Below are 25,837 nucleotides of genomic sequence, written 5' to 3'. Positions count from 1 at the left end.
CTAAGTTAGTTAATAACGTCCACTTCATATCCATAAAAGTGGGGCTGATAATACATATTTATTCGTTCCCTGAATAAACGGATTCCGATGATTCCGACCGCAAAACAAGCCGTTGCCGAATATAGACTAACGCACGGGCAACAACCTGATCAATACCTAATTCGGTACTGTCCAGCAGCAAGGCGTCCGGCGCGGGTTTCAGCGGCGCCACCGGACGGTTTCTGTCGCGGTTGTCGCGCGCCTTTATCTCGGCCAAAATCTGTGCAAAGTTACCATTAATCCCTTTGCTTTGCAACTGATTATAGCGTCTTTTCGCTCTTTCTTCCGCGCTGGCGTCCAAAAACAGTTTAACCTGCGCGTCAGGGAAAACCACCGTCCCCATATCCCGCCCGTCGGCAATCAAACCTTTTTCAGTGGCAAAATCGCGTTGCAGCTGCAAAAGCGCGGCGCGCACTTGCGGGAATACCGCAATTTTCGAGGCCGCTTCCGCCACGGCCTGCGTGCGGATCTGGCCACTGACATCTTCGCCTTGCAGGAAAATCATCACCTCACCGGCCTGCGGCAAAAATTCAATCTCCAGCCCCGCCGCCAGTTCGGCAAGGGCGGTTTCATCTTCCAGCGCCACTTGCTTTTTCAGCGCCGCCAACGCAGTAACACGATAAATCGCGCCGCTGTCTAATAATGCAAACCCTAATTTCTCTGCCAGCGCATAACATAAGGTGCCTTTTCCGGCTCCGCTCGGCCCATCCACGGTAATCACTGTATAATTTGTCATAATTTACTCTTTATATAATAAAAAATGCCTTCAATCCGACCGCACTTTCAGGCGGTAATAACCCCGGTGATTTTACCCGAAGATCCGCATAATCCATAAACAATAATTTCATACTGAAAAACCCATTATTTTTCATCATGTTATAAATTTCAGTCGAGATAATCCGCAGGCAATATGCCGCGCGGGGCCGAATCGGCCTTTGCCGAACGAGACTAACGCTTGCTTTTTGGGCTGAATAGGTATAGCTTACGCACTATATTTTGTAGCAAACACTTTCCATTTAAGGCATGTAAACTTATATAAGGAGCAAAATGTGGAAACGATAAATAAAGAATTTGAGCTGAAACGGCAAGGCAGCATTCCGCGTTTAACCAACAAAACCTTTAAGTTCGATTCCCGCATTCAAGACGGCTGGTTCTCGGCAGTTTATTTTCTGAAAACCGCTGAAATCATTAAACAACGCCGCCCGAAGCAACGGGTCACCATGCAGTTTTTCCAGAAAAAAGACGCCATTCTCTGCGGAGTGGACGAAGCCATTGCATTGCTGCACACCTTTGCCGTTAATCCCCAGCAGTTAAAAATTCATGCCCTGAACGACGGCGACAAAATCAAGCCCTTTGAAACGGTATTGATGATCGAAGGTTATTATGAAGATTTCGGCTATCTGGAGGGCTTAATCGACGGCGTACTGGCACGCCGCACATCCGTCGCCACCAATGTTTATAACGTGGTGCAGGCCGCCGGCAGCAAGCAGGTGATTTTTATGGGCGATCGCGATGATCACTTCTCGCAACAGGCCGGCGACGGTTATTCCGCGTATATCGGCGGTGTGGCGGCGCAGGCGACTCACGCGATGAACGAATGGTGGGGCAAAGAAGGCGTCGGCACCATGCCGCATGCGCTGATTCAGTTATTCGACGGCGATTTGATCAACGCCTGCGAAGCCTATTTAGCCACTTATCCCGAAGATAATCTGGTCGCGCTGGTGGATTATCACAATGATGTGATCACCGACAGCCTGAAGGTCGCCCGCCATTTCGGCGATCGTTTATATGGCGTGCGTCTGGATACCGCCGCCAATATGGTCGATCAGTATTTTTTACGCAATCAGCACGAATTCGGTCAGGAAGATCTGCGCGGCACCAATGTCTGTCTGGTGCGCCGTCTGCGCGAACAGCTGGACGCCGCCGGTTTTCCGCGGGTAAAAATTATCGTCAGCGGCGGTTTCGATGCCGACAAAATCCGCCGTTTTGAAGCGCAGAACGCCCCGGTGGATTCCTACGGCGTGGGTTCCAGTCTGCTCAAAGTCAATATCGGTTTTACCGGCGACTGCGTCCGTTTGAACGGCAAAGAACAGGCTAAACAAGGACGCCGCTATAGTTTTAATCCGCGCCTAAGTGCGGTGGAATTTTCGCCGGTTTCCGAAGGTTGACGCGCATGACATATAATACGGTGAAAACCTTTCTGGCCGCCCGCAATATCGAATTCAGCCTGCGCCGTTATGCGATCGATGCCATGAATTTTATGGCGCTGGGATTATTCGGTTCGCTGATTATCGGGCTGATCCTGAAAAATCTGGGCGGCTGGTTGAGCCAGCCATGGCTGACCGAACTGGGCGCACAAGCCCAGTCAAGCATGGGCGCGGCTATCGGGGTCGGCGTAGCTTATGCGTTACAAGCACCGCCGCTGGTATTGCTGACCAGTACCACCACCGGCATATTAGGCGCGACGCTCGGCGGGCCGGTCGGCTGTTTTATTGCCGCGGCAATCGGTGCCGAATGCGGCAAACTGGTCAGTAAACTCACGCCGATAGACATTTTAGTCACCCCCGCCGTCACCCTGATCGCCGGCATGAGCGCCGCAAAATTAATCGGGCCGATGCTGGCAACGTTGATGCACGAAACCGGCCAGCTTATCATATGGGCGGTAGAGCTCCAGCCGATTCCCATGAGCATCATCGTATCGGTATTAATGGGCATGATTTTAACCCTGCCGATTTCCAGCGCCGCCATTGCCATCACGCTGTCATTAAGCGGCTTGGCCGGCGGGGCGGCGACCATCGGCTGCTGTGCGCAAATGGTCGGTTTCGCCGTGATGAGCTTTCGTGAAAACCGGTGGGCAGGACTGCTCAGCCAAGGGCTCGGCACCAGCATGCTGCAAATGCCGAATATCGTTAAAAACCCTAAAATCTGGCTGCCGCCGACCTTAGCCGGCGCCATTATCGCGCCCTTTGCGACGGTCTGGTTTCAGATGCAGAATATTCCTTCCGGCGCCGGCATGGGCACCAGCGGGCTGGTCGGTCAAATCGGCACGCTGAACGCCATGGGAAATACATTGCCGGTATGGTCGGCGATATTATTGCTGCATTTTGTTTTACCCGCCGTATTAACCTTATTAGTTGCCGCATTTATGCGTCGCAAAGGCTGGATTAAAGCGGGCGATTTAACACTAAATGTATAATTCGCTATACCATCTACAAGGATAAACTCATGCAAAACTATCTGAATTACTTACTGCAATGGCTGGAACAGCAACGTCTGGACTACGGCGCGGCAGGCTATGTGGTCGGCATCAGCGGCGGCATTGATTCCGCCGTGGTCGCCCATTTATTAACCCGCTGCGCCGCCCCGGTACAGGGGTTGATTCTGCCTTCCGAAACCACCTCTGAACAGGATATTGCAGACGCCTATCTGGTCGCCGAAAGCGCCGGCTGCCCCGTGCTGGAAGTGCCGATTATCGACACCTACCGCACCTTTATGCAAACCATGCAGCCGCTGTTCAATGCACAGGCGGCGCGCCAAAACGTGATTGCCGGCAATCTGCAGGCACGTTTGCGCATGATTTCGCTGTATGCTTATGCGCAAAGCCATCAGGCAATCGTGGTCGGCACCGACAATGCGGCAGAATGGCTGACCGGCTATTTCACCAAATTCGGCGACGGCGGCGTGGATATTGCGCCGCTGCTGCGGCTGCGCAAAGAACAAGTGTATGAACTGGCCGCCCTGTTAAACGTGCCGTCCGAATTATTGGCGAAATCGCCCAGTGCGGGCTTGTGGCAGGGACAAACCGACGAAGACGAAATGGGCGTCAGTTATCGTGATATCGATGCCTTTCTGCGCGGTGAAAGCGTATCGCCGCAGGCGCTGACACAAATTGAATTCTGGCACCGGCGCTCACACCACAAACGCCGCCTGCCGCCGGTACCGCAATCCGTTGAAGAGATTACGGCGGCATAATCGTCTAAAATCCCGTAAAATCCGACCGCACTTTGACTATGCCGATGCGAGGTAAAGCCAAAGTGCGGTTATTTTATGCCACGTTTTCGGCGGCAAAAAACTGCCGGATTTGCCGGGCCGTGCTGTCAAGCATGTCGTAGCGTTTGCGATACATGGAACGCTTTTTACTTGGAATCTCTGCCTCACTTTTACGCGCTAAAGTGCGCGGTAAAAGCCAGTAGCCGCATTGCTTATCATATACGCCGTGGTTTTCCTGCCAGAATGTGTCATAGTGAAACACTAATTTGCTCGAATCGTTCCAGCGGTATTTAGCCTGATGTTTATGCGGAATGCCGCACAATTCGCAGCCTAATGTTTCGCTCAGCAGCTGAAAGGCGTGAATCAGCATAAACATCGGACGGATGCCGTGTAAATTTTTGGTCGCCGCCCGAATGACCGCCTGCGCCTGCGCATAATGCGGCCCCTGAATGGAGGTAATCAACAGCGTGTTGTCCGGCAAAAAGGCGAAAGACGCATCATAAATGCTCTCTTGACGGCGATCGATAATATTCAGTGAAAAAAAACCTTCGAACGGATCGATTTTGTTGATATTCAAATAAAGATCCAGCTCATCCGTCAACGTAGCCAGCAACAGGCGTTCTTCCCGTATCAGAGATTGCGCCTTGGCGTAGGTAAATTTTTGTTCCGCCAGCGTGAAATTCGCGCTAATCGCATTTAGCCGCCGCTTGACGCCAAAACGCTTATCGCAGTATTTCGCCAGCAGCGTATTGATGCGATAAGGAGAACGGGCGAACAGAGTTTCCCATAAGGGATGGAGGTGTAGAAAATACATTAATTCCCGGCAATAACGGGCATAAATGAACCGATAAAGGTGATAACGAAGATAACTGCGCAGCTTTTTCTGCCAGCGTTTTTCCGTAGGATACATTTCCGCAAACGTCGGAAAATGAGAGAGTTTATACATTTTATATACCATTAATACAAAAATATTAACGGCGGCGGATTGTAGCAAAAAATAACCGCACTTTTAAGCCTGAAACTTGTTAATCGTCGAAAAAAAAGACAATTCCCGTTCAAATATTTAATGCTGTTAAATGGCAGGCTTCTTGAGATCTTAAAATTTAATCGCAATTCTCTCCTCTAAATTAGAATTTTATTTCAAAAATTTACATTACGCCGCCAAAAACGCAACCAAATTCAACACGAAGACTGATACCCTTTTTCGCGTAGTACAGGGGATATGCGATATCCGTTTAATAATCCATCCGTTGATAAGGAGAATTGATTATGGCTTTTAATCTGAAAAACCGGCATCTGCTCAGTCTGGTTAACCATTCTGAACGCGAAATAAAATATCTGCTTGATTTATCAAGAGATCTTAAACGTGCGAAATACGCCGGTACCGAACAACAGAACCTGAAAGGCAAAAACATTGCGCTGATCTTTGAAAAAACCTCAACCCGTACCCGCTGCGCCTTTGAAGTCGCCGCCTATGATCAGGGCGCGCAAGTGACTTATATCGATCCGACTTCCTCTCAGATCGGGCATAAAGAAAGCATGAAAGATACCGCGCGCGTACTGGGGCGCATGTATGACGCCATTGAATACCGCGGTTTCAAACAAAGCGTGGTGGACGAGCTGGCGCAATATGCCGGCGTGCCGGTGTTTAACGGTCTGACCGATGAATTCCACCCGACCCAAATGCTGGCTGATGTGCTGACTATGATCGAACACTGCGACAAGCCGCTCGGCGAAATCAGCTATGTGTATATCGGCGATGCGCGCAACAATATGGGCAATTCCTTGTTGCTGATCGGCGCCAAACTGGGGATGGATGTGCGGGTGTGCGGGCCGAAAGCCTTATTGCCGGATGATGAGCTGGTCAGTTTATGTCAACAATTCGCAGCACAAAGCGGCGCCAGAATGACCGTTACCGACAATATCGATGCGGCGGTAAAAGGGGTGGATTTCGTGCATACCGATGTTTGGGTGTCCATGGGCGAACCGCTGGACAGCTGGGGCGAACGCATTGATCTGTTAATGCCTTATCAGGTGACACCGGCGTTGATGCAACGCAGCGGCAATCCGAAGGTGAAATTTATGCACTGCCTGCCGGCATTTCATAACAGCGAAACCAAAGTCGGTAAACAAATCGCAGAAAAATATCCGCAGCTGGCCAACGGCATTGAAGTGACCGAAGCGGTATTCGAATCGCCGATGAATATCGCCTTTGAACAGGCGGAAAACCGCATGCACACCATTAAAGCGGTGATGGTCGCCAGCTTAATTTAACCGGAGGATCCGTATGAGAATCGTTATTGCTTTAGGCGGCAACGCGCTGCTGCGTCGCGGTGAGCCGTTATCCGCCGAGAATCAACGCCAGAATGTGCGTATTGCCTGTGAACAAATCGCTAAAATTTATCCGAATAATGAACTGGTTATCACCCACGGCAACGGGCCGCAGGTCGGTTTGCTCGCCTTACAGGGCGCGGCTTATAAAGAGGTGTCCACTTATCCGCTGGATGTACTGGGGGCGGAATCCGTCGGGATGATCGGCTATATGATCCAACAGGAGCTGGGCAATCTGTTGCCGTTTGAAGCGCCGTTCGCCACGTTGCTGTCACAGGTTGAGGTGGACCCGAAAGATCCGGCGTTCAAAAAGCCGACCAAACCCATCGGCCCGGTTTACACCAAAGAAGAAGCGGAAAATCTGGCCAAGGAAAAAGGCTGGTCTATCGCGCAGGACGGTGACAAATACCGCCGCGTGGTGCCAAGTCCGTTGCCGAAACGTATTTTTGAAATCCGCCCGGTAAAATGGCTGCTGGAAAAAGGCAGTATCGTGATCTGCGCCGGAGGCGGCGGCATTCCGACTTATTATGACGAACAGGGCAATCTGCAAGGGGTTGAAGCGGTCATCGATAAGGATCTCTGCTCCGCCCTGCTGGCGGAAAATCTGGATGCGGATCTGTTTATTATCGCCACCGACGTGTCTGCGGTTTTTGTGGATTGGGGCAAACCGAGCCAAAAAGCCATCGCCAAAGCCAATCCCGATGCCATCGAAAAACTGGCATTCGCCTCCGGTTCCATGGGGCCGAAAGTACAGGCGGCGGTCAATTTCGTGCGACATTCCGGACATGACGCCGTTATCGGCTCGCTGTCCGATATTGTCGAGATTGTGAAAGGTAAAGCGGGAACAAGGATAACCCCACAGGTATCCGAGATTGAATATGACTAACCCGCGCCGCAAAGATGCGTCTGAACAGGCGCATCTCTGATTTTAACGTAAGCCGTATCACGAGGAGTTCATCATGGGCACAAAGAAAACATTTAAATTTCCTACGGCATTTTCGATTTTATTTATTATTTTGATTATCGCCGTCGGACTGACCTGGATTATCCCGGCGGGTTCCTATTCTAAACTGACTTACAATCCGTCCGCCGATAACTTTGTGGTTAAAACCTATCAGCAACCCGACCGGATTCTGCCCGCCACCACGGAATCACTGGACAAATTAAATATCAAAATAGCCTTAAGCAATTTCACCGAAGGCACCATTCGCAAACCGATCGCCATTCCCGGCTCTTATCAGCGGGTTGAACAAAACCCGAAAGGCATCAAAGATATCACTATCAGCATGGTAGAAGGCACCATCGAGGCGGCCGATGTGATGGTGTTTATCTTCGTACTCGGCGGAATGATTGGTGTGATCAACAAAACCGGCGCCTTTAACGCCGGGCTCAGCGCGCTGGCCAAACGCACCAAAGGTAACGAATTTCTGATCGTGTTCAGCGTCTGCGTGTTAATGGCTATCGGCGGTACCACCTGCGGTATTGAAGAAGAGGCGGTGGCGTTCTACCCGATACTGGTGCCGGTATTTTTGGCCTTGGGCTATGATGCCATTGTCTGCGTCGGGGCGATTTTTCTGGCCTCTTCCATGGGCACCGCCTTTTCCACCGTCAACCCGTTTTCCGTGGTAATCGCCTCAAACGCCGCCGGCATTCAGTTTACCGAAGGCATCACCTTCCGTTTTATCGGATTAATCTTAGGTTCCGCCTGCGTGATCAGTTATATGTACTGGTATTGTAAAAAAATCAAAGCGGACGCCAGTTTTTCCTACACCTATGATGATCGGGAAGAATTTTACAACCGCTACATGCACAATTACGATCCGTCCACCGAACTGCAATTCAGCACCAGAAGAAAAATTATTCTCGGCATTTTCTGCATTGCCTTTCCGATTATGATCTGGGGCGTTATGGCGGGCGGCTGGTGGTTCCCGCAAATGGCGGCATCGTTCCTGACGCTGACGATCATCATCATGTTTATTTCCGGCTTATCGGAACAGGATATTATCGACTCCTTTACCCGCGGCGCCTCGGAATTGGTCGGCGTTTCGCTGATTATCGGGCTGGCGCGCGGCGTGAATCTGGTGCTGGATGAAGGCATGATTTCCGATACCATTCTGGCTTATATGTCCGACATCGTCGCCGGCATGCCGACTACCATTTTTATTCTGACTCAGCTGGTGATTTTTATCATCCTGGGCTTGTTCGTGCCGTCTTCATCCGGCCTTGCCGTACTATCAATGCCGATTATGGCGCCGTTGGCCGATGCGGTCGGGATTCCGCGTCATATCGTGGTTTCCGCCTACAACTGGGGGCAATATGCCATGCTGTTCCTTGCGCCGACCGGTCTGGTGCTGGTTACGCTGCAAATGCTGCATATTCCGTTCGACAGATGGGTAAAATTCGTACTGCCGATGATCGGCGCGCTACTGGTAATCGGTTCCGCGTTACTCGTCATTCAGGTGCAAATGTACGCTTAAGCCCTGTAATATGAACAGGTTACTTTGTATATCGGACAATCAAAGTAACCTGTCCGTCCCTTAATTTTATATAATCAAGCAACCTTACCATAACAATATGAATTCAGCATAACCCGTTTCAGAAATGGATTTTTCCTATCCTTTATAGGGAAAGCACGATTTGAGGAGGAAAACATATGGCCAATAAAATATTGGATAACATTAATACCAGAATTTTACGCGCCTTACAGCAAAACGGTCGTTTACAGAATAATGAACTGGCACAGGAAGTCGGGCTATCCAATTCCGCCTGCCTAAGACGCGTCAACCTGCTGGAACAAAACGGATTCATCAACAAATACACGGCAATCCTCGATCCGAAAAAACTCAACTGCGGCCTGACCGTCTATGCGCTGGGCTCCTTTTTCGAGGAAGACGTTAAACAGCGGGAAAGGTTTATGTTCGAAATGAAACTGATTCCGCAAATCACCGAATGTCATTTAATGGCGGGTGATTACGATTTTATCCTGAAGCTGCAGGTTGCCGATCTGGATGAATTTTATACCTGCAAAAAGAAATATCTCACCAAAGAACTCGGCATAAAAAATCTGAAAACCGAGATTATTCTCAAAACCGTCAAAAACACCACTGAACTGCCGCTCTAGCCCGCTTTTACCGTTATCATGCGCCCGGCATCATCGGAATTTATGCAAAAAAACGACCGCACTTTTATCGCCGGCCTGAGCATCGGCAAAAGTGCGGTCAAAATATCGATAGTTTTTGCTTTATTTTTTCAACTGCGGCAACAGCACATCATTACTCACGGCCAGCAAGCCGGCGTCGGAATAAACCCCCAGTTTCGCGCGCGTATCCACAATATCCAGATTCCGCATAGTCAGCTGACCGATACGGTCAATCGGATCAAACGGCGCATTTTCCACTTTTTCCATACTCAGACGTTCCGGCGCATAAGTCAGATTCGGCGATTCGGTATTCAAAATGGAATAGTCGTTACCGCGGCGCAATTCCAGCGTCACTTCGCCGCTGATTGCGCGCGCCACCCAGCGCTGCGCGGTTTCCCGCAGCATCAGCGCCTGCGGATCAAACCAGCGTCCCTGATACAGCAAACGCCCTAAACGCAACCCGTTAATGCGGTATTGTTCGATCGTATCCTCATTATGAATACCGGTGACTAAACGTTCGTAGGCGATATGCAGCAGCGCCATGCCCGGCGCTTCGTAAATGCCGCGGCTTTTGGCTTCAATAATGCGGTTTTCGATTTGATCCGACATACCTAATCCGTGACGGCCGCCGATACGGTTGGCTTCCAGAAACAGTTCCACCGCATCGGTAAAGGTTTTGCCGTTTAACGCCACCGGCACGCCTTCTTCAAAACGTACGGTTACGCTTTCGGTTTTCACTTCCACCTTTTCGTCCCAGAACGCCACGCCCATAATCGGTTTAACGATTTTGATGCCGGTGCTTAATAATTCCAGATCTTTGGCTTCGTGCGTGGCGCCGAGCATATTGGAATCGGTAGAATAGGCTTTTTCCACCGACATTTTGTAATTGAAACCGTTGGCGATTAAAAATTCGGACATTTCGTGACGTCCGCCCAGTTCATCAATAAACTGCTGATCCAGCCACGGTTTGTAAATTTTCAGCTGCGGATTGGTTAATAATCCGTAACGATAAAAACGCTCAATGTCATTGCCTTTAAAGGTGCTGCCGTCGCCCCAGATATTGACATCATCTTCTTTCATCGCCGACACCAGCATGGTACCGGTTACCGCTCGCCCTAACGGTGTGGTGTTGAAATAGGTTGCGCCGCCGGTGGAAACATGAAACGCCCCGCACTGAATCGCCGCGATACCTTCGTGCGCCAGCTGGCTGCGACAGTCGATTAAACGTGCATTTTCCGCGCCGTATTCCATCGCTTTGCGCGGGATCGCATTATAATCCTCTTCATCGGGCTGACCCAGATTGGCGGTATACGCATAAGGCACCGCGCCTTTCTGACGCATCCACAGCAATGCCGCGCTGGTGTCCAGTCCGCCGGAAAAGGCAATACCGACTTTTTGACCGGCAGGAAGATGTTGTAAAATTGTGTTTGACATAAGTAATACCTTATTATTGTGGTTTAAGTAATCGTTTTCGCAAAAAAATCGGTCTATTATCAATGAAAACCGGCCCAAAGTCCACCGCACTTTAACGGTGCTATTCGCGCGGCAGCATTTGATCCGGGTCAGGATACTGATACACAAAACCCAGTTCGCGGCAGATTTTATCCGCCAGAATAATCCGCTGCGGATCCTGTGCGCTGCAAATAAATTGCGGCGGCGCTACGCCCAGTCGCTGCGCCATGCGGGCATAATATTCCGCCTTGTTCGGGTGCAGCGGTGCGGATAAATGATACAAACGCTGAGAACCCGGCGTTTCCAGCAACAGCTGAATGGCGCGCGCGCAATCTTCCACATGCACCAGATTGACCGGCGTATTGCCGCCGCTCAGTGCCTGTTTGCCGGCCAGAAAACGCACCGGATGACGATCATCGCCCACCAGCCCGCTGAAGCGAACAATATCGCAGTCAATATCGGATAACTGAAACAGCCACTGTTCAATCGCTTTCAGCGCCCGCCCCGTTTCGCTGTCCGGCTGCGGCGGCACGGACTCGTCGAAACGACCGGAAACCTCGGCAAACACCGAACTGGAGCTGATAAAGATAATATGCTGCACGCCCTGCAACAGCGCCTCGTTCACCAGATTTTTGACCCCTTCTACATATTGGTTCAGTTCAAAAAAATACTGGCTCGGCGGAATATTAATCACCAGCGAACGGACGGCGAACAACGCGCTCAAATCGTCAGGATCGGCATTAATCTCGGGGGTCAGTTCAAGATGATAGGTTTCCAGTCGCAGCAGACGCATTTGCTCGACGCCGTCATGCGTACGCTTTGTGCCTTTTACCTCCCAGCCCAGATTTTTTAAATGACGGGCAAGGGGCAGGCCAAGCCACCCTAAGCCGACAATTGCAACCGACCTCATAATACCTCAATGAAATTACACGAAAGTGCGGTCGATTCTAGCGCAAAATCCACCGCACTTGGAAAAAATTTCGCTATTTGGTTAATAAATCCAAGGCTTCTTGATATTTATCAACCGTTTTACGGATAACCTCGGCGGGCACTCTCGGTGCCGGTGGCTGTTTGTTCCAGCCGCTTTGTTCCAGCCAGTCACGCACGAACTGTTTGTCAAAAGACGGCGGATTGGTGCCTTCGCGATAAGTCTGCACCGACCAGAAACGGCTGGAATCCGGGGTCAGCACTTCGTCCATCAAAGTCAGCACGCCGTTTTCATCCAGCCCGAATTCGAACTTGGTATCGCAGATAATAATGCCCTTGCTCAGCGCATATTCCGCCGCCGCACGATAAAGGGCGATGGCTTTTTCTCTCACCTGCGCCGCCAGTTGCGCACCGATCAGTGCTTCGCATTGCGCATAGCTGATATTAATATCGTGATTGCCCACCTCTTCCTTGCTCGACGGGGTGAAAATCGGCTGCGGCAGTTTACTCGCCTCCACCAGCCCCGGCGGCAGTTCCAGCCCGCAAATGGTGCCGGTTTGCTGATAATCTTTTAAACCGCTGCCGGTCAGATAGCCGCGCACGATAGATTCGATTTTAATCGGTTTCAACCGTTTTACCACCACCGCTCTGTTTTTCACCGCATCCGCCTCGGCTTGCGGCAGCACATCATAAACGGTTTCGCCGGTGAAATGATTCGGCATAATCGGCGCCAGTTTGTGAAACCAGAAATTGGAAATTTGAGTCAGAATTTCGCCTTTGCGCGGAATCGGATCGTCTAAAATCACATCAAATGCGGATAAACGATCCGTCGCCACCATCAACATACGCTTATCGTCAATCTCATACAGATCGCGCACTTTACCGGAATAAATTTTTTTAAGGCTGAGTTGTGTCATTGGCTATACCTTTTTGGTTATACGAAAAATCGGCGCCTATTGTACCGCACTTTTTTCACTTTTGCGCAAACGATTACTTTTTTTCTTATGTCGGCGGCTGATGCTAAAGTCAATGTCCTATCATATTGCACCAAACCCGATTTTCGGCGACAATACGAGCCAATTTTTTACACTGAACAGAAATAAATTACGATGTCATATCCGGAACAGGTCAATAAACGTCGCACATTTGCGATTATCTCTCACCCCGACGCGGGTAAAACCACCATCACTGAAAAAGTGCTGCTGTACGGACAGGCGATTCAAACCGCCGGTTCGGTCAAAGGCAAAGGCGCCAGCCAGCATGCGAAATCCGACTGGATGGAAATGGAAAAACAACGCGGAATTTCCATTACCACTTCCGTGATGCAGTTTCCTTATCATCATTGTCTGGTCAATCTGCTGGATACGCCGGGACACGAGGATTTCTCGGAAGATACCTACCGCACGTTAACCGCGGTGGACAGCTGCCTGATGGTGATCGACAGCGCCAAAGGGGTGGAAGAACGTACCATCAAGCTGATGGAAGTCACCCGCCTGCGCGACACGCCGATTCTGACCTTTATGAACAAGCTCGACCGCGACATTCGCGATCCGATGGAACTGCTCGACGAAGTGGAAAACGTGCTGAACATTCGCTGTGCGCCCATCACTTGGCCTATCGGCTGCGGGAAATTGTTTAAAGGGGTGTATCATTTATATAAAGACGAAACCTATCTGTACCAAAGTGGACAAGGGCATACCATTCAGCCGGTGCGCATTGTCAAAGGGCTGCACAATCCGCAACTGGACAGCGCGGTCGGCGACGACCTGGCGGCACAACTGCGTGATGAGCTGGAACTGGTACAAGGCGCCTCTAACGAATTTGACTTACCGGCCTTTCTGAACGGTGAACTGACGCCGGTCTTTTTCGGCACGGCGCTGGGCAATTTCGGCGTGGATCATATGCTGGACGGATTGACCGAATGGGCACCGATCCCGCAGGCGCGTCAAGCGGATACCCGTTTGGTGGAAAGTGCGGAGGAAAAACTGACCGGTTTCGTATTCAAAATTCAGGCCAATATGGATCCGAAACACCGCGATCGCGTCGCCTTTATGCGCATCGTGTCCGGCAAATACGAAAAAGGCATGAAACTGCGCCATGTGCGCATCGGCAAAGAGGTGGCGATTTCCGACGCGCTGACCTTTATGGCGGGCGACCGCACTCAGGCGGAAGAAGCCTATGCCGGCGATATTATCGGCCTGCACAATCACGGCACCATTCAAATCGGCGATACCTTTACCCAGGGCGAAGAGCTGAAATTTACCGGCATTCCGAATTTTGCACCGGAATTATTCCGCCGCATCCGCCTGAAAGATCCGTTAAAACAGAAACAATTGTTAAAAGGGCTGGTACAGCTTTCCGAGGAAGGCGCGGTACAGGTGTTCCGCCCGGTCGCCAATAACGATCTTATCGTCGGAGCGGTCGGCGTGCTACAGTTTGACGTCGTGGTTTCCCGCCTGAAAACCGAATACAGCGTAGAAGCGATTTATGAAACGGTGAACGTCGCCACCGCCCGCTGGGTGGAATGCGGCGATGCGAAAAAATTCGAAGAATTCAAACGCAAAAACGAACAGCATCTGGCTTTAGACGGCGGCGATAATTTAACCTATATCGCACCGACCATGGTGAATCTGAATCTGACGCAGGAACGTTATCCCGACGTCACCTTCTTTAAAACCAGAGAACATTAATCCGCACGGGCGATTTGCCCGTTTTTTTCACCGCACTTTTCAGTTGCGGAAAACGCACCACGACCAACAACAAGACACCGGCTTGCCGACAGGCAGGCTCTCAATCAAAGGGGTAATTTATGCAATTAAAACGTCACATCATCACCATCGCTTTCATCGCCGCCGTTTCCGGCACCGCCAGCGCCGCACCGAAAGAACCTTATACTCAAGAGGGCACAAATGCGCGCATGCTGGAACAGCAGGCAGCGATAAAATGGGTGTCTGTTGAACAGATTAAAGAAAGCATCAAAGATCTGCCGCCGATGAACGTCAGCTTTGACATTGACGATACGGTCGCCGCCACCAGCGGCTGCTTCTACTACGGCAAACAAAAATATTCGCCGCAGGATTTCAGTTATCTGAAAAATCAGGATTTTTGGGATGAAATCAATGCCGGTTGCGACAAATACAGCATACCGAAAGATGTGGCGAAAGCGTTGATCAACATGCATCAGGCGCGCGGCGATCAAATCTACCTGATTACCGGACGTACTGCCGGCAAAGATGATCAGGTGACGCCGATTCTGGCAAAAGCCTTAGATATCAAAAATATGCAGCCGGTCAATTTTATGGGCGGCAAAGCGCACAGCACCAAATATGACAAAACTCCGGCAATCATCGAACATAAAATCAGCATTCACTACGGCGACAGCGATGATGATATTTTAGCCGCCAAAGAGGCGGGAATCCGCGGCATCCGCGTATTAAGAGCGGCAAACTCCACTTACCTGCCGCTCCCGCAAGCCGGCGGTTACGGCGAAGAAGTAATTATTAACTCCGCCTATTAAACCCGCTTTGCAAAACGCACGCCGTACCGAAACGCGGATTATGCCGGTACGGCCTCTGAAACCGCAACGATATTATCGGGTTGGTCAACCGACCAAATTGAGCATACAGGATTTGAAATTATGCGGGAAAGTGATCGGCTTTCCCGTTTTTTAATTGAATAGAATACTGACTTGCAGGCCTTTTTCCTGCTTGGCATTCAGCCCGTTTTTTAACCGCACTTGATAATGATGCAGCTGTGCAATGCGATATACAATCGACAATCCCAGTCCGCTGCCCTTTTCGTTTTGCCCCGCCGGGCGGTAAAAGCGTTGTCCGAGTTTTGTCAGATCCGCTTCCTCCACACCGCCGCCGTTGTCTTCCACCACAATGCGATCGTGAGTTAAACGCACCGTCACCGTGCTGCCGGCGCGGCCATAACGGATGGCATTGTCGATCAGATTGCGCAGCATTAAAGACAGCAACAGCGGTTGTCCCTGCCGCTGCGGCGGCAGCGCCTGTTGTTCAAAGGCCAGCTCAATGCCGCTTTTCCGGGCGCTGAAATATAATTCACCGATCAGCGAGGGAATCAGTTTATCCCAGTGAATCGTTTCTAAATTATCCAGTTGTTGAAGGTTATCCAGACGGGAAAGGGTCAGCAGCTGTTCGACCAATTGGGTGGCGCGATCAATGCCCTGGGTCAGATGTTTCAGCGCCTGTTCGCGCACCGCATTGTCGTCACCGGCAAGCTGTGCCACTTCGGTCTGAATCCGCAATGCGGCAAGCGGGCTGCGCAGCTCATGAGCGGCATCGGAGGTAAAACGGCGTTCGCGCAGCAACATGCTGGCCGTGCGGTCAAAAAAGCGGTTTAATTCGTTCACCAGCGGCAGAATTTCACGCGGCACATGTTGTACGGATAATGCCGTATTATCTGCCGGCGCACGCTGACTGAGCTGTTCACCGACCCGGCGTAAGGCGCGCAGCTCCCGGCTGATGACCCACACAATTAAACCGAGCAGAAACGGCAGGCTGGCAAACCAAATCCACATTTGGCCGAACACCATATTCTGAATCAGGTTTTCCCGATAGCCCAGCTCCTGCCCCACCGCTACGATCAGGCGATCGCCCAGCGGCAGCCAAAAAATGCGCCACTTATCCTCGCTGTCCCGGATGTTTGTCACCGAAAATCCGCGTGCCGGCGCAAAAATAAAACCGTCGCCGTTCTCACCGTCGCTGAGTACGATTTCGCCGTTAGGGGTGAAAACCGCAAAGGCCAGCGCATTGCCGTCATAGCCTTTTTTCGGCATAAAACGGCGACGATTTTTATATCCGTTGAAAAACTCGGGGCGGTGCCGTTCGATTAATATCGTCCGCAAGTCGGAAGACGCCAGCCGTTTGGCAAATAAAATCTGCTGCGCATCAAACACTTCATTGACTTCTTTGCGCACCTGTAACCAAGCCACCGCAGTGGAGATCGTCCATACGATCAGCGCGATAAACGAGAGCATAATAATCAAGCGAAAACGCAGGCTGGCAGGTTTAGCTGTTTTCATCCGCTTTTCCCAACGCATAACCGACACCGTGCACGGTGCGGATAAACTGTTTACCCAATTTTTGCCGCAGGTTGTAAATATGCACTTCCAGCGCATTGCTGCTGACTTCGTCATCCCAAGTGTAGAGTTTTTCCTCAATGGCGGAACGTGACAGCACTCTGTCTTTATGGTGCATAAAAAGTTCCAGCAGCTTATATTCCCGGGTGGTCAGCGCCACTTCCTGCTCATGCAGAAAAACCTTATGCTGATTCGGATCGAATTTGACCGGGCCATGGGCAATAACCGGATTAGTATGACCATAACGGCGCCGGATCAGCGCCTGCAAGCGGGCAACCACTTCCGCCAGCGCAAAGGGCTTGCATAAATAATCGTCCGCGCCGCGCTGCAAACCGGTAATGCGCTCATCCAGCGTATCCCGTGCGGTCAGAATCAGCACCGGCACATCTTCACTGTCGTTGCGCCAGCGTTGCACAATATCCAGACCGTCCATTTTCGGCAAGGTCAGATCCAGCACTACGGCGTCATAAGGCGCGGCTTTCACTGCCTGCAAGCCGGTGTTTCCGTCGGTAAACCAATCCACGCTGAAACCGGATTGGGTTAACCCGACTTTAATCCCGTCGCCGATTAACGGATCATCTTCAATTAATAAAATTCGCATAATTTTGACCGCACTTTTTATGATTGCATTACCGCGCCGGATCAGCTTAAATCCAGCCCCATTTGCCAGAATGCGGCTTCCATTCGGGTTGCCGTACTGAAAACGGTTCGCAGCTGCCGCCGCCGAGTGTCGCTTAACTCGGCACAAAAACTATCCAGCCTGCGGGCAAAATCTGCCGCCGCCTGCTGGAAATCCTCGCCGGCATAGGTATCGATCCACGCCTGATAAGGATTATGTGCCGTCGTTATGCCGGCCAGCCGTTTGCCAATCGCCGCATAGCCCAGCATACAAGGCGCCAGCGCAGTATAAAGTTCCGCCAGACCGCCTTTCACGCCGCAATCCAGCACATAACGGGTATATGCCACACAGGCGGGCGATTCCGCTTCGTTCATCAGCGCCTGCTCGGAAATGCCCCACTGACGGCAGAATGCAATATGCAGCTGAATTTCCTTTAACAGCAGATCATTGGCCTGATGGGCATACTGAATATGTTCGAAATTGTCCGCTTTAAAAATGCCGAGCGATAAGGCGCGGCTGTAATGAAACAAATATAAATAATCCTGTTTCAGATAATGCTGAAAACAGGATTCCGGTAAGGTGCCGTCCGCCAAACGGTTAACGAACGGGTGATAAATATAGGCTTCCCAATCGGTTTTTGCCGCTTCGATCAGCTGCTGTACCATAGACATAGATTCGCTCCCATAAAAAATTGATGATACGAAACTGCCGGGGAACACCGCTTGCGAAACACATCACGTTATCGATAACCGCGCGATAACCAAATTAGTTTCCTACGTCAGTATTAACTGCTTCAGGTTCACGGGTATGATCTCAGCGCGCATCCGGCACGCACCCCGACTAATTTCAGTGATTGAGTTTAGCGTAAAAAAAATAATTTGCCACCGAAAATTACGGTTTTACTTTTTCAACATGACGAATTTCGATCGTCGGTTTTTTCCAGGATTTATTCACATCACCGAATAATTTCACCTCATCGTTCGGCGTAATGTCCTGACCGTGCCATGCGCGACGGCTGATTTCCACTTCGATTTCACCGCTGGCGTCACGGAATAAGAAATCCCGTTTTCCCACCTGCTCGACAATTTTCCCCTGCAGCGCAATGAACTGATTGTCTTTCCAGCTGTCGGCATCGGCGACTTTCAACACCGGAAAATTAAACTCCGGACGGCGCGGCTGATTGGCCGTATCTACCGCCGGTTTGCTCGGATCTTTAAAGCCGCCGCGTACTTCATCTTTGCCATTCCAATCGCCGCGGGATTTTTTATCGCCATGATGTCTGCCATCGCGGTAATCGCAGCGGCCTTTACCGTTTTGCGGTGCCGGTTGAGTCATCTGGGTGCCGCCTTTTTGCTGTGATACGCTAATCTGTTCATTCTGTGCAACGGCAAACAGACTAACGGTTGATAATGCTAAAATTGTTGCTAAACTAAGTTTTTTCATAATAGGTCTCCAAAATAACATCGTAAGCAACAAGACGCTGTTGTCTTGTTGAGGCTTATTAAAACAATTAAATATTAAGAAAAACTTAAGACTATAAAATTTTACCCCAAGGACATGCTATGAATTGCACACCTCCGCCGGCAGCTGACGGTTCACCGTCAGTACAGGACGCCGCCGACCGGCCTCATTCGGCCCTCAATCACAATATAGAACAATCGCTGTTAGCTATCGCCAAACGGGAAGTGGTGCCCGCACTGGGCTGCACGGAACCCATTTCGCTGGCGCTGGCGGCGGCTACCGCGCGCAAATATTTAGCCGCCGAGCCGCAGAAAATCGAAGCGAAAGTGTCACCGAATTTAATGAAAAACGGCATGGGCGTTACCGTGCCGGGAACCGGTACGCTGGGGCTGAAAATGGCGGCGGCAATCGGGGCGACGGGCGGCGATCCGGATGCGGGTTTGGAAGTGTTAAAAAATATTAACGCCGAACAGGTCGCTCATGCCAAAGCGCTGATCAGCGCCGAAAAGGTCAAAGTCTCTATGCTGCAAACCGACCATCTGTTATATTCCGAGGCGACCTTATTTTGCGGACAGGACAGCGTTTGCGTGCGGATTGCGGCGCATCACGCCAATATTATTTATATTGAAAAAAACGGCGAAACCCTGTTTGCCAAGCCCTGCGCCGTTGACAACGAAAATTCTCAAGAAATTTTCACCGCACTTAGTGCAAAGGATATTTTTGATTTTGCCATGCGTGCGGATGAAAACAGTATTGCCTTTATCGCCGAAGCGGCACGCTTGAATGAAGCGCTGTCGCAGGAGGGATTACGCCAAGATTACGGGCTGCACATCGGGCGGACATTGCAAAAACACATCCGCAGCGGGCTGCTCAGCGATGATCTGATGAACCGCATCATCATCGCCACCACCGCCGCTTCCGATGCCCGAATGGGCGGCGCGAATTTACCGGCCATGAGCAATTCCGGCTCAGGCAATCAGGGCATCACCGCCACTATGCCGGTGGTTGTAGTCGCACAGCATTTGCAGGCTGATCGCCGGCGTCTAATCCGCGCGCTGTTTCTCTCTCATTTAATGGCGATTTATATTCACAGCAAACTGCCCAAACTGTCCGCTTTATGCGCGGCAACCACGGCGGCAATGGGCAGCTGTGCGGGGATCGCCTGGTTATTAAGTGGCAAATTCGAGACGATCAGCATGGCCATAAGCAGTATGATCGGCGATATCAGCGGGATCATCTGCGACGGTGCGGCAAACGGCTGTGCGATGAAAGTGTCCACCAGCGTGACCTCAGGCTATAAAGCGGTGCTAATGGCGCTGGATAACATACAGGTCACCGGTGATGAAGGGATCGTCGAACACAGTATCGACCGGTCCATCAACAATCTGTGCGATATCGCCTCGCGCAGCATGCAATATACCGATCGTCAGGTGATTGAAATTATGGTCAATAAACCGGCGGCCTGAGCGCAATCTCTACCGTTTACGTCAGGCAAAAAATAAGCGGCGATTAAGATCGCCGCTTTCTCTAACAATCATACCGATTAGGCATAAACCGGCAGGCGTTTACAGATTTCCAGCACTTTAGCTTTGGTAGAAAGCACCACGGCTTCATGGTTGTCTTTACCCAGACTGTCCAGCACGTCGCACATCCAGCCCGCCAGTGCTTTGGCGTCCTCTTGTTTGAAACCGCGACGGGTAATCGACGGCGTACCCACACGAATACCGGAAGTAATAAACGGTTTTTGCGGGTCATTCGGCACGGAGTTTTTATTCACCGTAATATTCGCCGCACCTAATGCCGCATCCGCCGCTTTACCGGTCAATCCCTGTTTGATAAAGCTGACTAAGAACAGGTGATTTTGCGTGCCGTTGGACACCACCTCAAAACCGCGCTGTTTGAAGACTTCGACCATCGCCTGCGCATTTTTTACTACCTGCGCCTGATAAGCTTTGAATTCCGGTTCCAGCGCTTCTTTAAAACATACCGCTTTCGCCGCAATCACATGCATTAACGGCCCGCCCTGACCGGCTGGGAACACCGCACTTTGCAGTTTTTTATACATTTCCTGATCGCCGCTGGCAGAAAGAATCAGACCGCCGCGCGGGCCGGCTAAGGTTTTATGCGTGGTGGTGGTTACCACATGGGCGTGCGGCACCGGGCTCGGATAAACGCCGGCTGCGATCAACCCGGCCACATGAGCCATATCCACGAACAGATAAGCGCCCACTTCATCGGCAATTTCACGCATTTTCGCCCAATCCACCACTTGGGAATAAGCGGAGAAACCGCCGACAATCATTTTCGGTTTTACTTCCTGTGCCTGTTTACGCAAAGCATCGTAATCGATCAGCCCTTCTGCGGTAATGCCGTATTGTTCCGCATGATAAATCTTACCGGAGAAACTGACCGACGCGCCGTGCGTTAAATGACCGCCATGCGCCAGACTCATGCCTAAAATGGTATCGCCCGGATTCAGCAACGCCATATACACCGCCGCATTCGCCTGCGAACCGGAATGCGGCTGTACATTGGCATAATCTGCGCCGAACAGCTCTTTGGCGCGGTCAATAGCCAGTTGCTCAACAATATCCACATATTCGCAGCCGCCGTAATAGCGTTTACCCGGATAACCTTCCGCATATTTATTGGTTAATTGCGAACCTTGCGCCTGCATAACGCGCGGGCTGGCATAGTTTTCGGAAGCAATCAGTTCGATATGCTCTTCCTGACGGCGATCTTCATCTTGAATCGCTTCCCATAATACGGGATCATAATCGGCAATATTCATACTTCTTTTTAACATGGGGGTGTCCTCATTATTCACGTTGGTTGAAATTTATTGTACGCTATTTTTACAAAAATTTTATTGGGATTTTTTCATTATCTTTATGAAAATAATTCATTTACTCTAAAAAATAACGGCTACTTGCAAACAATATTTGCTAATAGACCTACTTTTTCATTGATATTGGCATCGGCTATTTTCTGCCAATGTTTTTCCACATAATCTTTCATTTCTGCTTGCAGTTTTTTATCTTGGCCTGTTAATTTTTGCTCATAATCCACTGCACTTAATGCTTTTTTATGATTTAGCTGCACACGGATAAAACTGGTATAAAAATCGGTAAAGCTATTTTGTGGATAATAATTAGTTGCCATTTCTAACTGTACACCAGCCTTTTCTTTAAAATCTTGGCAAATACCATTTTTAGCACGATAACGCACAATACCTAAACGTTGTTTACCAAATTCATAAAAATCAAATTGCTTCGCTTTGGCAAGGGCTTTAATATGTTCCGGAATATGTGGATTAAGAGAATTATTCGGTACTAAAAAATCCGAAATAAATATTACTGCCATCGGAACATTATTAGCGTCAAACAAGCCATAAATTTTTCCTAGCGTTTCATGAGAAGTCAACTCACCAAATCTTGTTTTACGAATTGCGACACCTTGTTGCTCTTTTACATCAGGAATACTTTCTTTACCATCTTTTAGTACAATAATATTACTAAAAGCAATATGTTGTAATTTTCCCTCTAAATCGAAATAAGGTCGCCAATGATATGTATTATCGTGATTAACCGAACAAGCAGATAATAATGCCGCACAACATCCAACTAGAACAAGTGTTTTCATAATAAAAACCTTAATTTATCAAAATAGTGCAAAAATCAACCGCACTTTTAAAAGTGCGGTCTGAATTTTAAGCGTTTTTTTCTCTTGCTACGGCACGATAGCCAATATCGCGACGATAAAAACGCCCTGTCCATTGGATTTGTTCGGCAAGTTTTAAGGCTTTTTGTTGCGCATCAAATACGCTATCGCCTAAGGCGGTGGCGCAAAGTACCCGTCCGCCGTTGGTAACGAGTTTACCGTTTTCCTCGGCGACACCGGCAAGAAAGACTTTTTCGTCCGCCGCCGCTTGTGCGGGCAAACCGTGAATGTCATCGCCTTTGCGATAATCGCCCGGATACCCTTCCGCAGCCAGCACGATGCCCAGCGCCGCCCGGCTGTCCCATTCGGAGGTGATCTGATCCAACTTCCCGCGGCAGGCTTGCAGGCAAAGCGCCACCAAATCCGATTTCATCCGCAGCATAATCGGCTGCGTTTCCGGATCGCCGAAACGGCAATTAAATTCGATCACTTTCGGCTGCCCCTGTTTGTCAATCATCAAACCGGCATACAAAAACCCTTTATACCGATTATTTTCGCTCGCCATGCCGCGCACGGTCGGATAAATAATCTGTTCCATCACCCGCTGATGAATTTCTGGCGTCACCACCGGCGCCGGCGAATACGCGCCCATACCGCCGGTGTTCAGCCCCTGATCCTGCTCGCCGACCCGTTTGTGATCCTGACTGGTGGCCATCGGTTCCACGTGTTCACCGTCCACCATCACGATAAAACTGGCCTCTTCACCGTCCAGAAATTCCTCGATCACCACGCGATGCCCGGCCTCGCCGAAGGCATTACCCGCCAGCATATCGCGCACCGCATTTTCCGCTTCCTGTAGCGTCATCGCCACAATCACGCCTTTGCCGGCAGCCAGGCCGTCCGCTTTAATCACAATCGGCGCGCCTTTTTCACGCAAATAAGCCAGCGCCGGTTCAATCGCCGTGAAGTTGCGGTACTCGGCGGTAGGAATATGATGCCGCGCCAGAAAATCTTTGGTAAAGGCTTTGGAACCTTCCAATTGCGCCGCTGCCTGACGCGGGCCGAAAATGGTCAGCCCCGCATTTTCAAACGCATCGACAATGCCGATAACCAAAGGCGCTTCCGGGCCGACAATGGTCAGCCCGATGGCATTATCCTGCGCAAATTTCACCAGCGCAGGCACATCCGTTGCGGAAATCGCCACATTTTGCACCGCACTTTCACGCGCGCTACCGGGGTTGCCCGGCGCCACAAAAACCTTGTCAGCCAGCGGCGATTGCGCCGCTTTCCAGGCCAGCGCATGTTCGCGCCCGCCGTTGCCGATAATCAGAATATTCATTTATTTTCCTTTTTATTCCTCAAGCGTATTGCCTACGCCCTTAACATCCGTCTGCTCGGGACTACCTGCCCCGCCGCGTTATTTTTAGTGTCTGAAATGGCGCATTTTTGTCAATACCATCACCATATTATGCTCGTTTGCCGCGTCGATCACTTCCTGATCGCGCATTGAGCCGCCCGGATGGATTACACATTCGATCCCCGCTTTAGCCGCCGCATCAATACCGTCGCGGAACGGGAAGAACGCATCGGAAGCCATCACGCAGCCTTTGACTTCCAACCCTTCGTCCTGCGCCTTAATGGCGGCGATTTTGGCGGAATATACCCGGCTCATCTGCCCGGCGCCGATGCCGACGGTTTGCTTGTCTTTGGCATACACAATGGCGTTGGATTTCACGAATTTCGCCACTTTCCAGCAAAACAGCAGATCGCTTAATTCTTTTTGCGTCGGCTGGCGTTTGCTTACCACTTGCAGATCATCAATACCGACCATCGCCAGATCGGCTTCCTGCACCAACAGGCCGCCGTTGACCCGTTTAAAGTCCAAACGCGACTGCGCGCCGTCCCACTGGCCGCATGCCAGCACCCGCACATTTTTCTTTTTCGCCGTTATATCAAGGGCTTCGGCAGAAACCGCCGGCGCAATAATCACTTCCACAAACTGACGTTCAATAATAGCCTGCGCCGTTTTGCCGTCCAGTTCGCGGTTAAAGGCGATAATGCCGCCGAAAGCCGAGGTCGGATCGGTCTGATAAGCGCGCTGATAAGCCTCCAGAATATCCGCTCCCAGCGCCACGCCGCACGGATTGGCGTGCTTGACGATAACACAGGCGGGCTGCTCAAAGGATTTCACACATTCAAGAGCGGCGTCGGTATCGGCGATATTGTTATACGACAGCGCTTTGCCCTGTAACTGACGGGCGGTGGAAACACTCGCTTCTTTAACGTGATTTTCGACATAAAACGCCGCGTTTTGATGGCCGTTTTCGCCGTAACGCATGGTTTGTTTGCGCACGAAATTTAAGTTTAAAGTCCGCGGAAACTGACCGCACTTCGCTTCAGCCTCGTCTTCTTCCGCGGCAAAATACGGTTTGACCAACTGCCCGAAATAGTTAGCAATCATGCTGTCGTATTGCGCCGTATGTTCAAAGGCTTTAATCGCCAAGTCGAACCGGGTTTCAAAAGTCAGGCTGTTGTGGTGACGATCCATTTCCGCCAGAATGGCATCAAAATCACCGTTATTGACCACAATCGCCACATCTTTATGATTTTTAGCCGCGGATCGCACCATCGTCGGCCCGCCGATGTCGATATTTTCCACCGCCTCTTCCAGCGTGCAGCCCGCTTTTGCCACCGTTTGGGCAAAGGGGTACAGGTTCACCACCACCATATCAATCGGTTCGATATGATGTTCACGCATGATTTGATCGTCCGTACCGCGCCGTCCTAAAATGCCGCCGTGGACTTTCGGATGCAGGGTTTTGACCCGGCCGTCCATCATTTCCGGAAAACCGGTATAATCCGACACTTCCGTTACCGGCAAGCCGTTGTCGGCTAATAATTTTGCCGTGCCGCCGGTGGAAAGCAGTTTCACGCCGCGCTGCACAAGACCTTGCGCAAAGCCGACGATACCTGTTTTATCCGAAACGCTTAATAATGCCTGACGAATGGGGCGATGTGATTGCATTGAAAAATTTCCTTTTTAAATTGATAACTAACCAGAAACAAAAAACCGGGGCATTATAACGCAAACGGTTGCGTTTATGTAGGGTCTGCG

The 25,837-nt window shown here is 50.6% G+C and carries 23 protein-coding genes and 1 riboswitch; of the genes, 10 read left to right on the top strand and 13 right to left on the bottom strand.

Annotation, left to right across the window (positions count from 1 at the left end; translation table 11 throughout):
• Positions 1-58 precede the first annotated feature (58 nt).
• Positions 59-775 carry a (d)CMP kinase gene (gene cmk / locus ACESOH_RS07200; RefSeq protein ID WP_373100528.1) on the bottom strand — a complete coding sequence of 239 codons (717 nt, stop codon included), beginning with the start codon at positions 773-775 and terminating at the stop codon, positions 59-61.
• A gap of 313 nt (positions 776-1,088) precedes the next feature.
• Here cmk and ACESOH_RS07195 point away from each other — a divergent pair, with 313 nt between their 5' ends.
• Genes ACESOH_RS07195 through nadE form a run of 3 tightly spaced genes read left to right on the top strand, consistent with a single transcriptional unit; the run spans position 1,089 to position 4,011 of the window.
• The gene (locus ACESOH_RS07195; RefSeq protein ID WP_373100527.1) at positions 1,089-2,207 is read left to right on the top strand and encodes a nicotinate phosphoribosyltransferase; all 1,119 of its coding nucleotides are present in this window, start codon (positions 1,089-1,091) and stop codon (positions 2,205-2,207) included.
• A 5-nt stretch (positions 2,208-2,212) separates the two neighbouring features.
• The gene (locus ACESOH_RS07190; protein WP_373100526.1) at positions 2,213-3,235 is read left to right on the top strand and encodes a PTS sugar transporter subunit IIC; all 1,023 of its coding nucleotides are present in this window, start codon (positions 2,213-2,215) and stop codon (positions 3,233-3,235) included.
• A gap of 29 nt (positions 3,236-3,264) precedes the next feature.
• Positions 3,265-4,011: an NAD(+) synthase gene (nadE, locus tag ACESOH_RS07185; RefSeq protein ID WP_373100525.1), complete on the top strand. Its 747-nt coding sequence runs from the start codon at positions 3,265-3,267 to the stop codon at positions 4,009-4,011.
• Positions 4,012-4,084: 73 nt separating this feature from the next.
• On the opposite strand, the gene ACESOH_RS07180 is transcribed toward nadE, so the two are convergent.
• Positions 4,085-4,975 carry a VirK/YbjX family protein gene (locus ACESOH_RS07180; RefSeq protein WP_373100524.1) on the bottom strand — a complete coding sequence of 297 codons (891 nt, stop codon included), beginning with the start codon at positions 4,973-4,975 and terminating at the stop codon, positions 4,085-4,087.
• A 323-nt stretch (positions 4,976-5,298) separates the two neighbouring features.
• Here ACESOH_RS07180 and ACESOH_RS07175 point away from each other — a divergent pair, with 323 nt between their 5' ends.
• The 4 genes from ACESOH_RS07175 (at position 5,299) to ACESOH_RS07160 (ending at position 9,481) form a co-directional block, all read left to right on the top strand.
• Positions 5,299-6,303 (top strand): ornithine carbamoyltransferase, encoded by a 1,005-nt coding sequence (locus ACESOH_RS07175; RefSeq protein WP_373100523.1) that lies wholly within the window; start codon positions 5,299-5,301, stop codon positions 6,301-6,303.
• 13 nt (positions 6,304-6,316) lie between these two features.
• Positions 6,317-7,246, top strand: a complete 930-nt coding sequence (arcC, locus tag ACESOH_RS07170; protein ID WP_032092155.1) for a carbamate kinase — start codon at positions 6,317-6,319, stop codon at positions 7,244-7,246.
• 73 nt (positions 7,247-7,319) lie between these two features.
• Complete coding sequence (locus ACESOH_RS07165; protein WP_373100522.1) at positions 7,320-8,837, top strand: YfcC family protein; 1,518 nt, start codon at positions 7,320-7,322, stop codon at positions 8,835-8,837.
• A gap of 176 nt (positions 8,838-9,013) precedes the next feature.
• A complete protein-coding gene (locus ACESOH_RS07160; RefSeq protein ID WP_032092157.1) occupies positions 9,014-9,481 on the top strand; it encodes an Lrp/AsnC family transcriptional regulator in 468 nt (155 codons plus the stop codon).
• 120 nt (positions 9,482-9,601) lie between these two features.
• On the opposite strand, the gene argG is transcribed toward ACESOH_RS07160, so the two are convergent.
• The 3 genes from argG to ACESOH_RS07145 form a co-directional block, all read right to left on the bottom strand.
• Entirely contained in the window at positions 9,602-10,933 is a 1,332-nt protein-coding gene (gene argG, locus ACESOH_RS07155; protein ID WP_373100521.1) for an argininosuccinate synthase, read from the bottom strand.
• Between the two features lie 100 nt (positions 10,934-11,033).
• On the bottom strand, positions 11,034-11,861 hold the full coding sequence (locus tag ACESOH_RS07150) for an SDR family oxidoreductase (RefSeq protein WP_373100520.1): 828 nt from the start codon (positions 11,859-11,861) through the stop codon (positions 11,034-11,036).
• A gap of 73 nt (positions 11,862-11,934) precedes the next feature.
• A complete protein-coding gene (locus ACESOH_RS07145; protein WP_373100519.1) occupies positions 11,935-12,795 on the bottom strand; it encodes a phosphoribosylaminoimidazolesuccinocarboxamide synthase in 861 nt (286 codons plus the stop codon).
• A 192-nt stretch (positions 12,796-12,987) separates the two neighbouring features.
• On the opposite strand from ACESOH_RS07145, the gene prfC reads away from it, so the two are divergent.
• Both prfC and aphA read left to right on the top strand, forming a co-directional pair.
• Positions 12,988-14,568 (top strand): peptide chain release factor 3, encoded by a 1,581-nt coding sequence (prfC, locus tag ACESOH_RS07140; protein WP_032092161.1) that lies wholly within the window; start codon positions 12,988-12,990, stop codon positions 14,566-14,568.
• A gap of 119 nt (positions 14,569-14,687) precedes the next feature.
• A complete protein-coding gene (gene aphA, locus ACESOH_RS07135) occupies positions 14,688-15,395 on the top strand; it encodes an acid phosphatase AphA (protein ID WP_373100518.1) in 708 nt (235 codons plus the stop codon).
• A gap of 150 nt (positions 15,396-15,545) precedes the next feature.
• On the opposite strand, the gene qseC is transcribed toward aphA, so the two are convergent.
• From qseC to ACESOH_RS07115, 4 genes are all read right to left on the bottom strand, one after another.
• Entirely contained in the window at positions 15,546-16,925 is a 1,380-nt protein-coding gene (gene qseC, locus ACESOH_RS07130; protein ID WP_373100517.1) for a quorum sensing histidine kinase QseC, read from the bottom strand.
• The gene (locus tag ACESOH_RS07125; protein WP_373100516.1) at positions 16,912-17,583 is read right to left on the bottom strand and encodes a response regulator; all 672 of its coding nucleotides are present in this window, start codon (positions 17,581-17,583) and stop codon (positions 16,912-16,914) included. The genes qseC and ACESOH_RS07125 overlap by 14 nt, the downstream gene beginning before the upstream one ends.
• A gap of 41 nt (positions 17,584-17,624) precedes the next feature.
• A complete protein-coding gene (tenA, locus tag ACESOH_RS07120; RefSeq protein WP_032092165.1) occupies positions 17,625-18,272 on the bottom strand; it encodes a thiaminase II in 648 nt (215 codons plus the stop codon).
• A gap of 82 nt (positions 18,273-18,354) precedes the next feature.
• Positions 18,355-18,450, bottom strand: a riboswitch (TPP riboswitch).
• 42 nt (positions 18,451-18,492) lie between these two features.
• A complete protein-coding gene (locus ACESOH_RS07115; protein WP_373100515.1) occupies positions 18,493-19,044 on the bottom strand; it encodes a YgiW/YdeI family stress tolerance OB fold protein in 552 nt (183 codons plus the stop codon).
• Between the two features lie 119 nt (positions 19,045-19,163).
• Between ACESOH_RS07115 and ACESOH_RS07110 the strand changes: the two genes are divergently transcribed.
• Positions 19,164-20,528 (top strand): L-cysteine desulfidase family protein, encoded by a 1,365-nt coding sequence (locus ACESOH_RS07110; protein WP_373100514.1) that lies wholly within the window; start codon positions 19,164-19,166, stop codon positions 20,526-20,528.
• Between the two features lie 77 nt (positions 20,529-20,605).
• Here the strand turns inward: ACESOH_RS07110 and glyA are convergent, their stop codons facing one another.
• The 4 genes from glyA to purH all read right to left on the bottom strand — a co-directional run bounded on the left by glyA (position 20,606) and on the right by purH (position 25,747).
• Entirely contained in the window at positions 20,606-21,868 is a 1,263-nt protein-coding gene (gene glyA, locus ACESOH_RS07105) for a serine hydroxymethyltransferase (RefSeq protein ID WP_373100513.1), read from the bottom strand.
• A 119-nt stretch (positions 21,869-21,987) separates the two neighbouring features.
• On the bottom strand, positions 21,988-22,704 hold the full coding sequence (locus ACESOH_RS07100) for a DUF8095 domain-containing protein (RefSeq protein ID WP_373100512.1): 717 nt from the start codon (positions 22,702-22,704) through the stop codon (positions 21,988-21,990).
• Between the two features lie 67 nt (positions 22,705-22,771).
• The gene (purD, locus tag ACESOH_RS07095; RefSeq protein WP_373100511.1) at positions 22,772-24,061 is read right to left on the bottom strand and encodes a phosphoribosylamine--glycine ligase; all 1,290 of its coding nucleotides are present in this window, start codon (positions 24,059-24,061) and stop codon (positions 22,772-22,774) included.
• Positions 24,062-24,145: 84 nt separating this feature from the next.
• Positions 24,146-25,747 carry a bifunctional phosphoribosylaminoimidazolecarboxamide formyltransferase/IMP cyclohydrolase gene (purH, locus tag ACESOH_RS07090; protein WP_373100510.1) on the bottom strand — a complete coding sequence of 534 codons (1,602 nt, stop codon included), beginning with the start codon at positions 25,745-25,747 and terminating at the stop codon, positions 24,146-24,148.
• Positions 25,748-25,837: the final 90 nt, after the last annotated feature.

The sequence above is a fragment of the Necropsobacter rosorum genome, from assembly GCF_964241405.1.
In the GTDB taxonomy this organism is placed as follows: domain Bacteria; phylum Pseudomonadota; class Gammaproteobacteria; order Enterobacterales; family Pasteurellaceae; genus Necropsobacter; species Necropsobacter rosorum.
The sequence above is the reverse complement of the archived record's forward strand: the minus strand, read 5'-3'. Positions and strand labels throughout refer to the sequence as shown.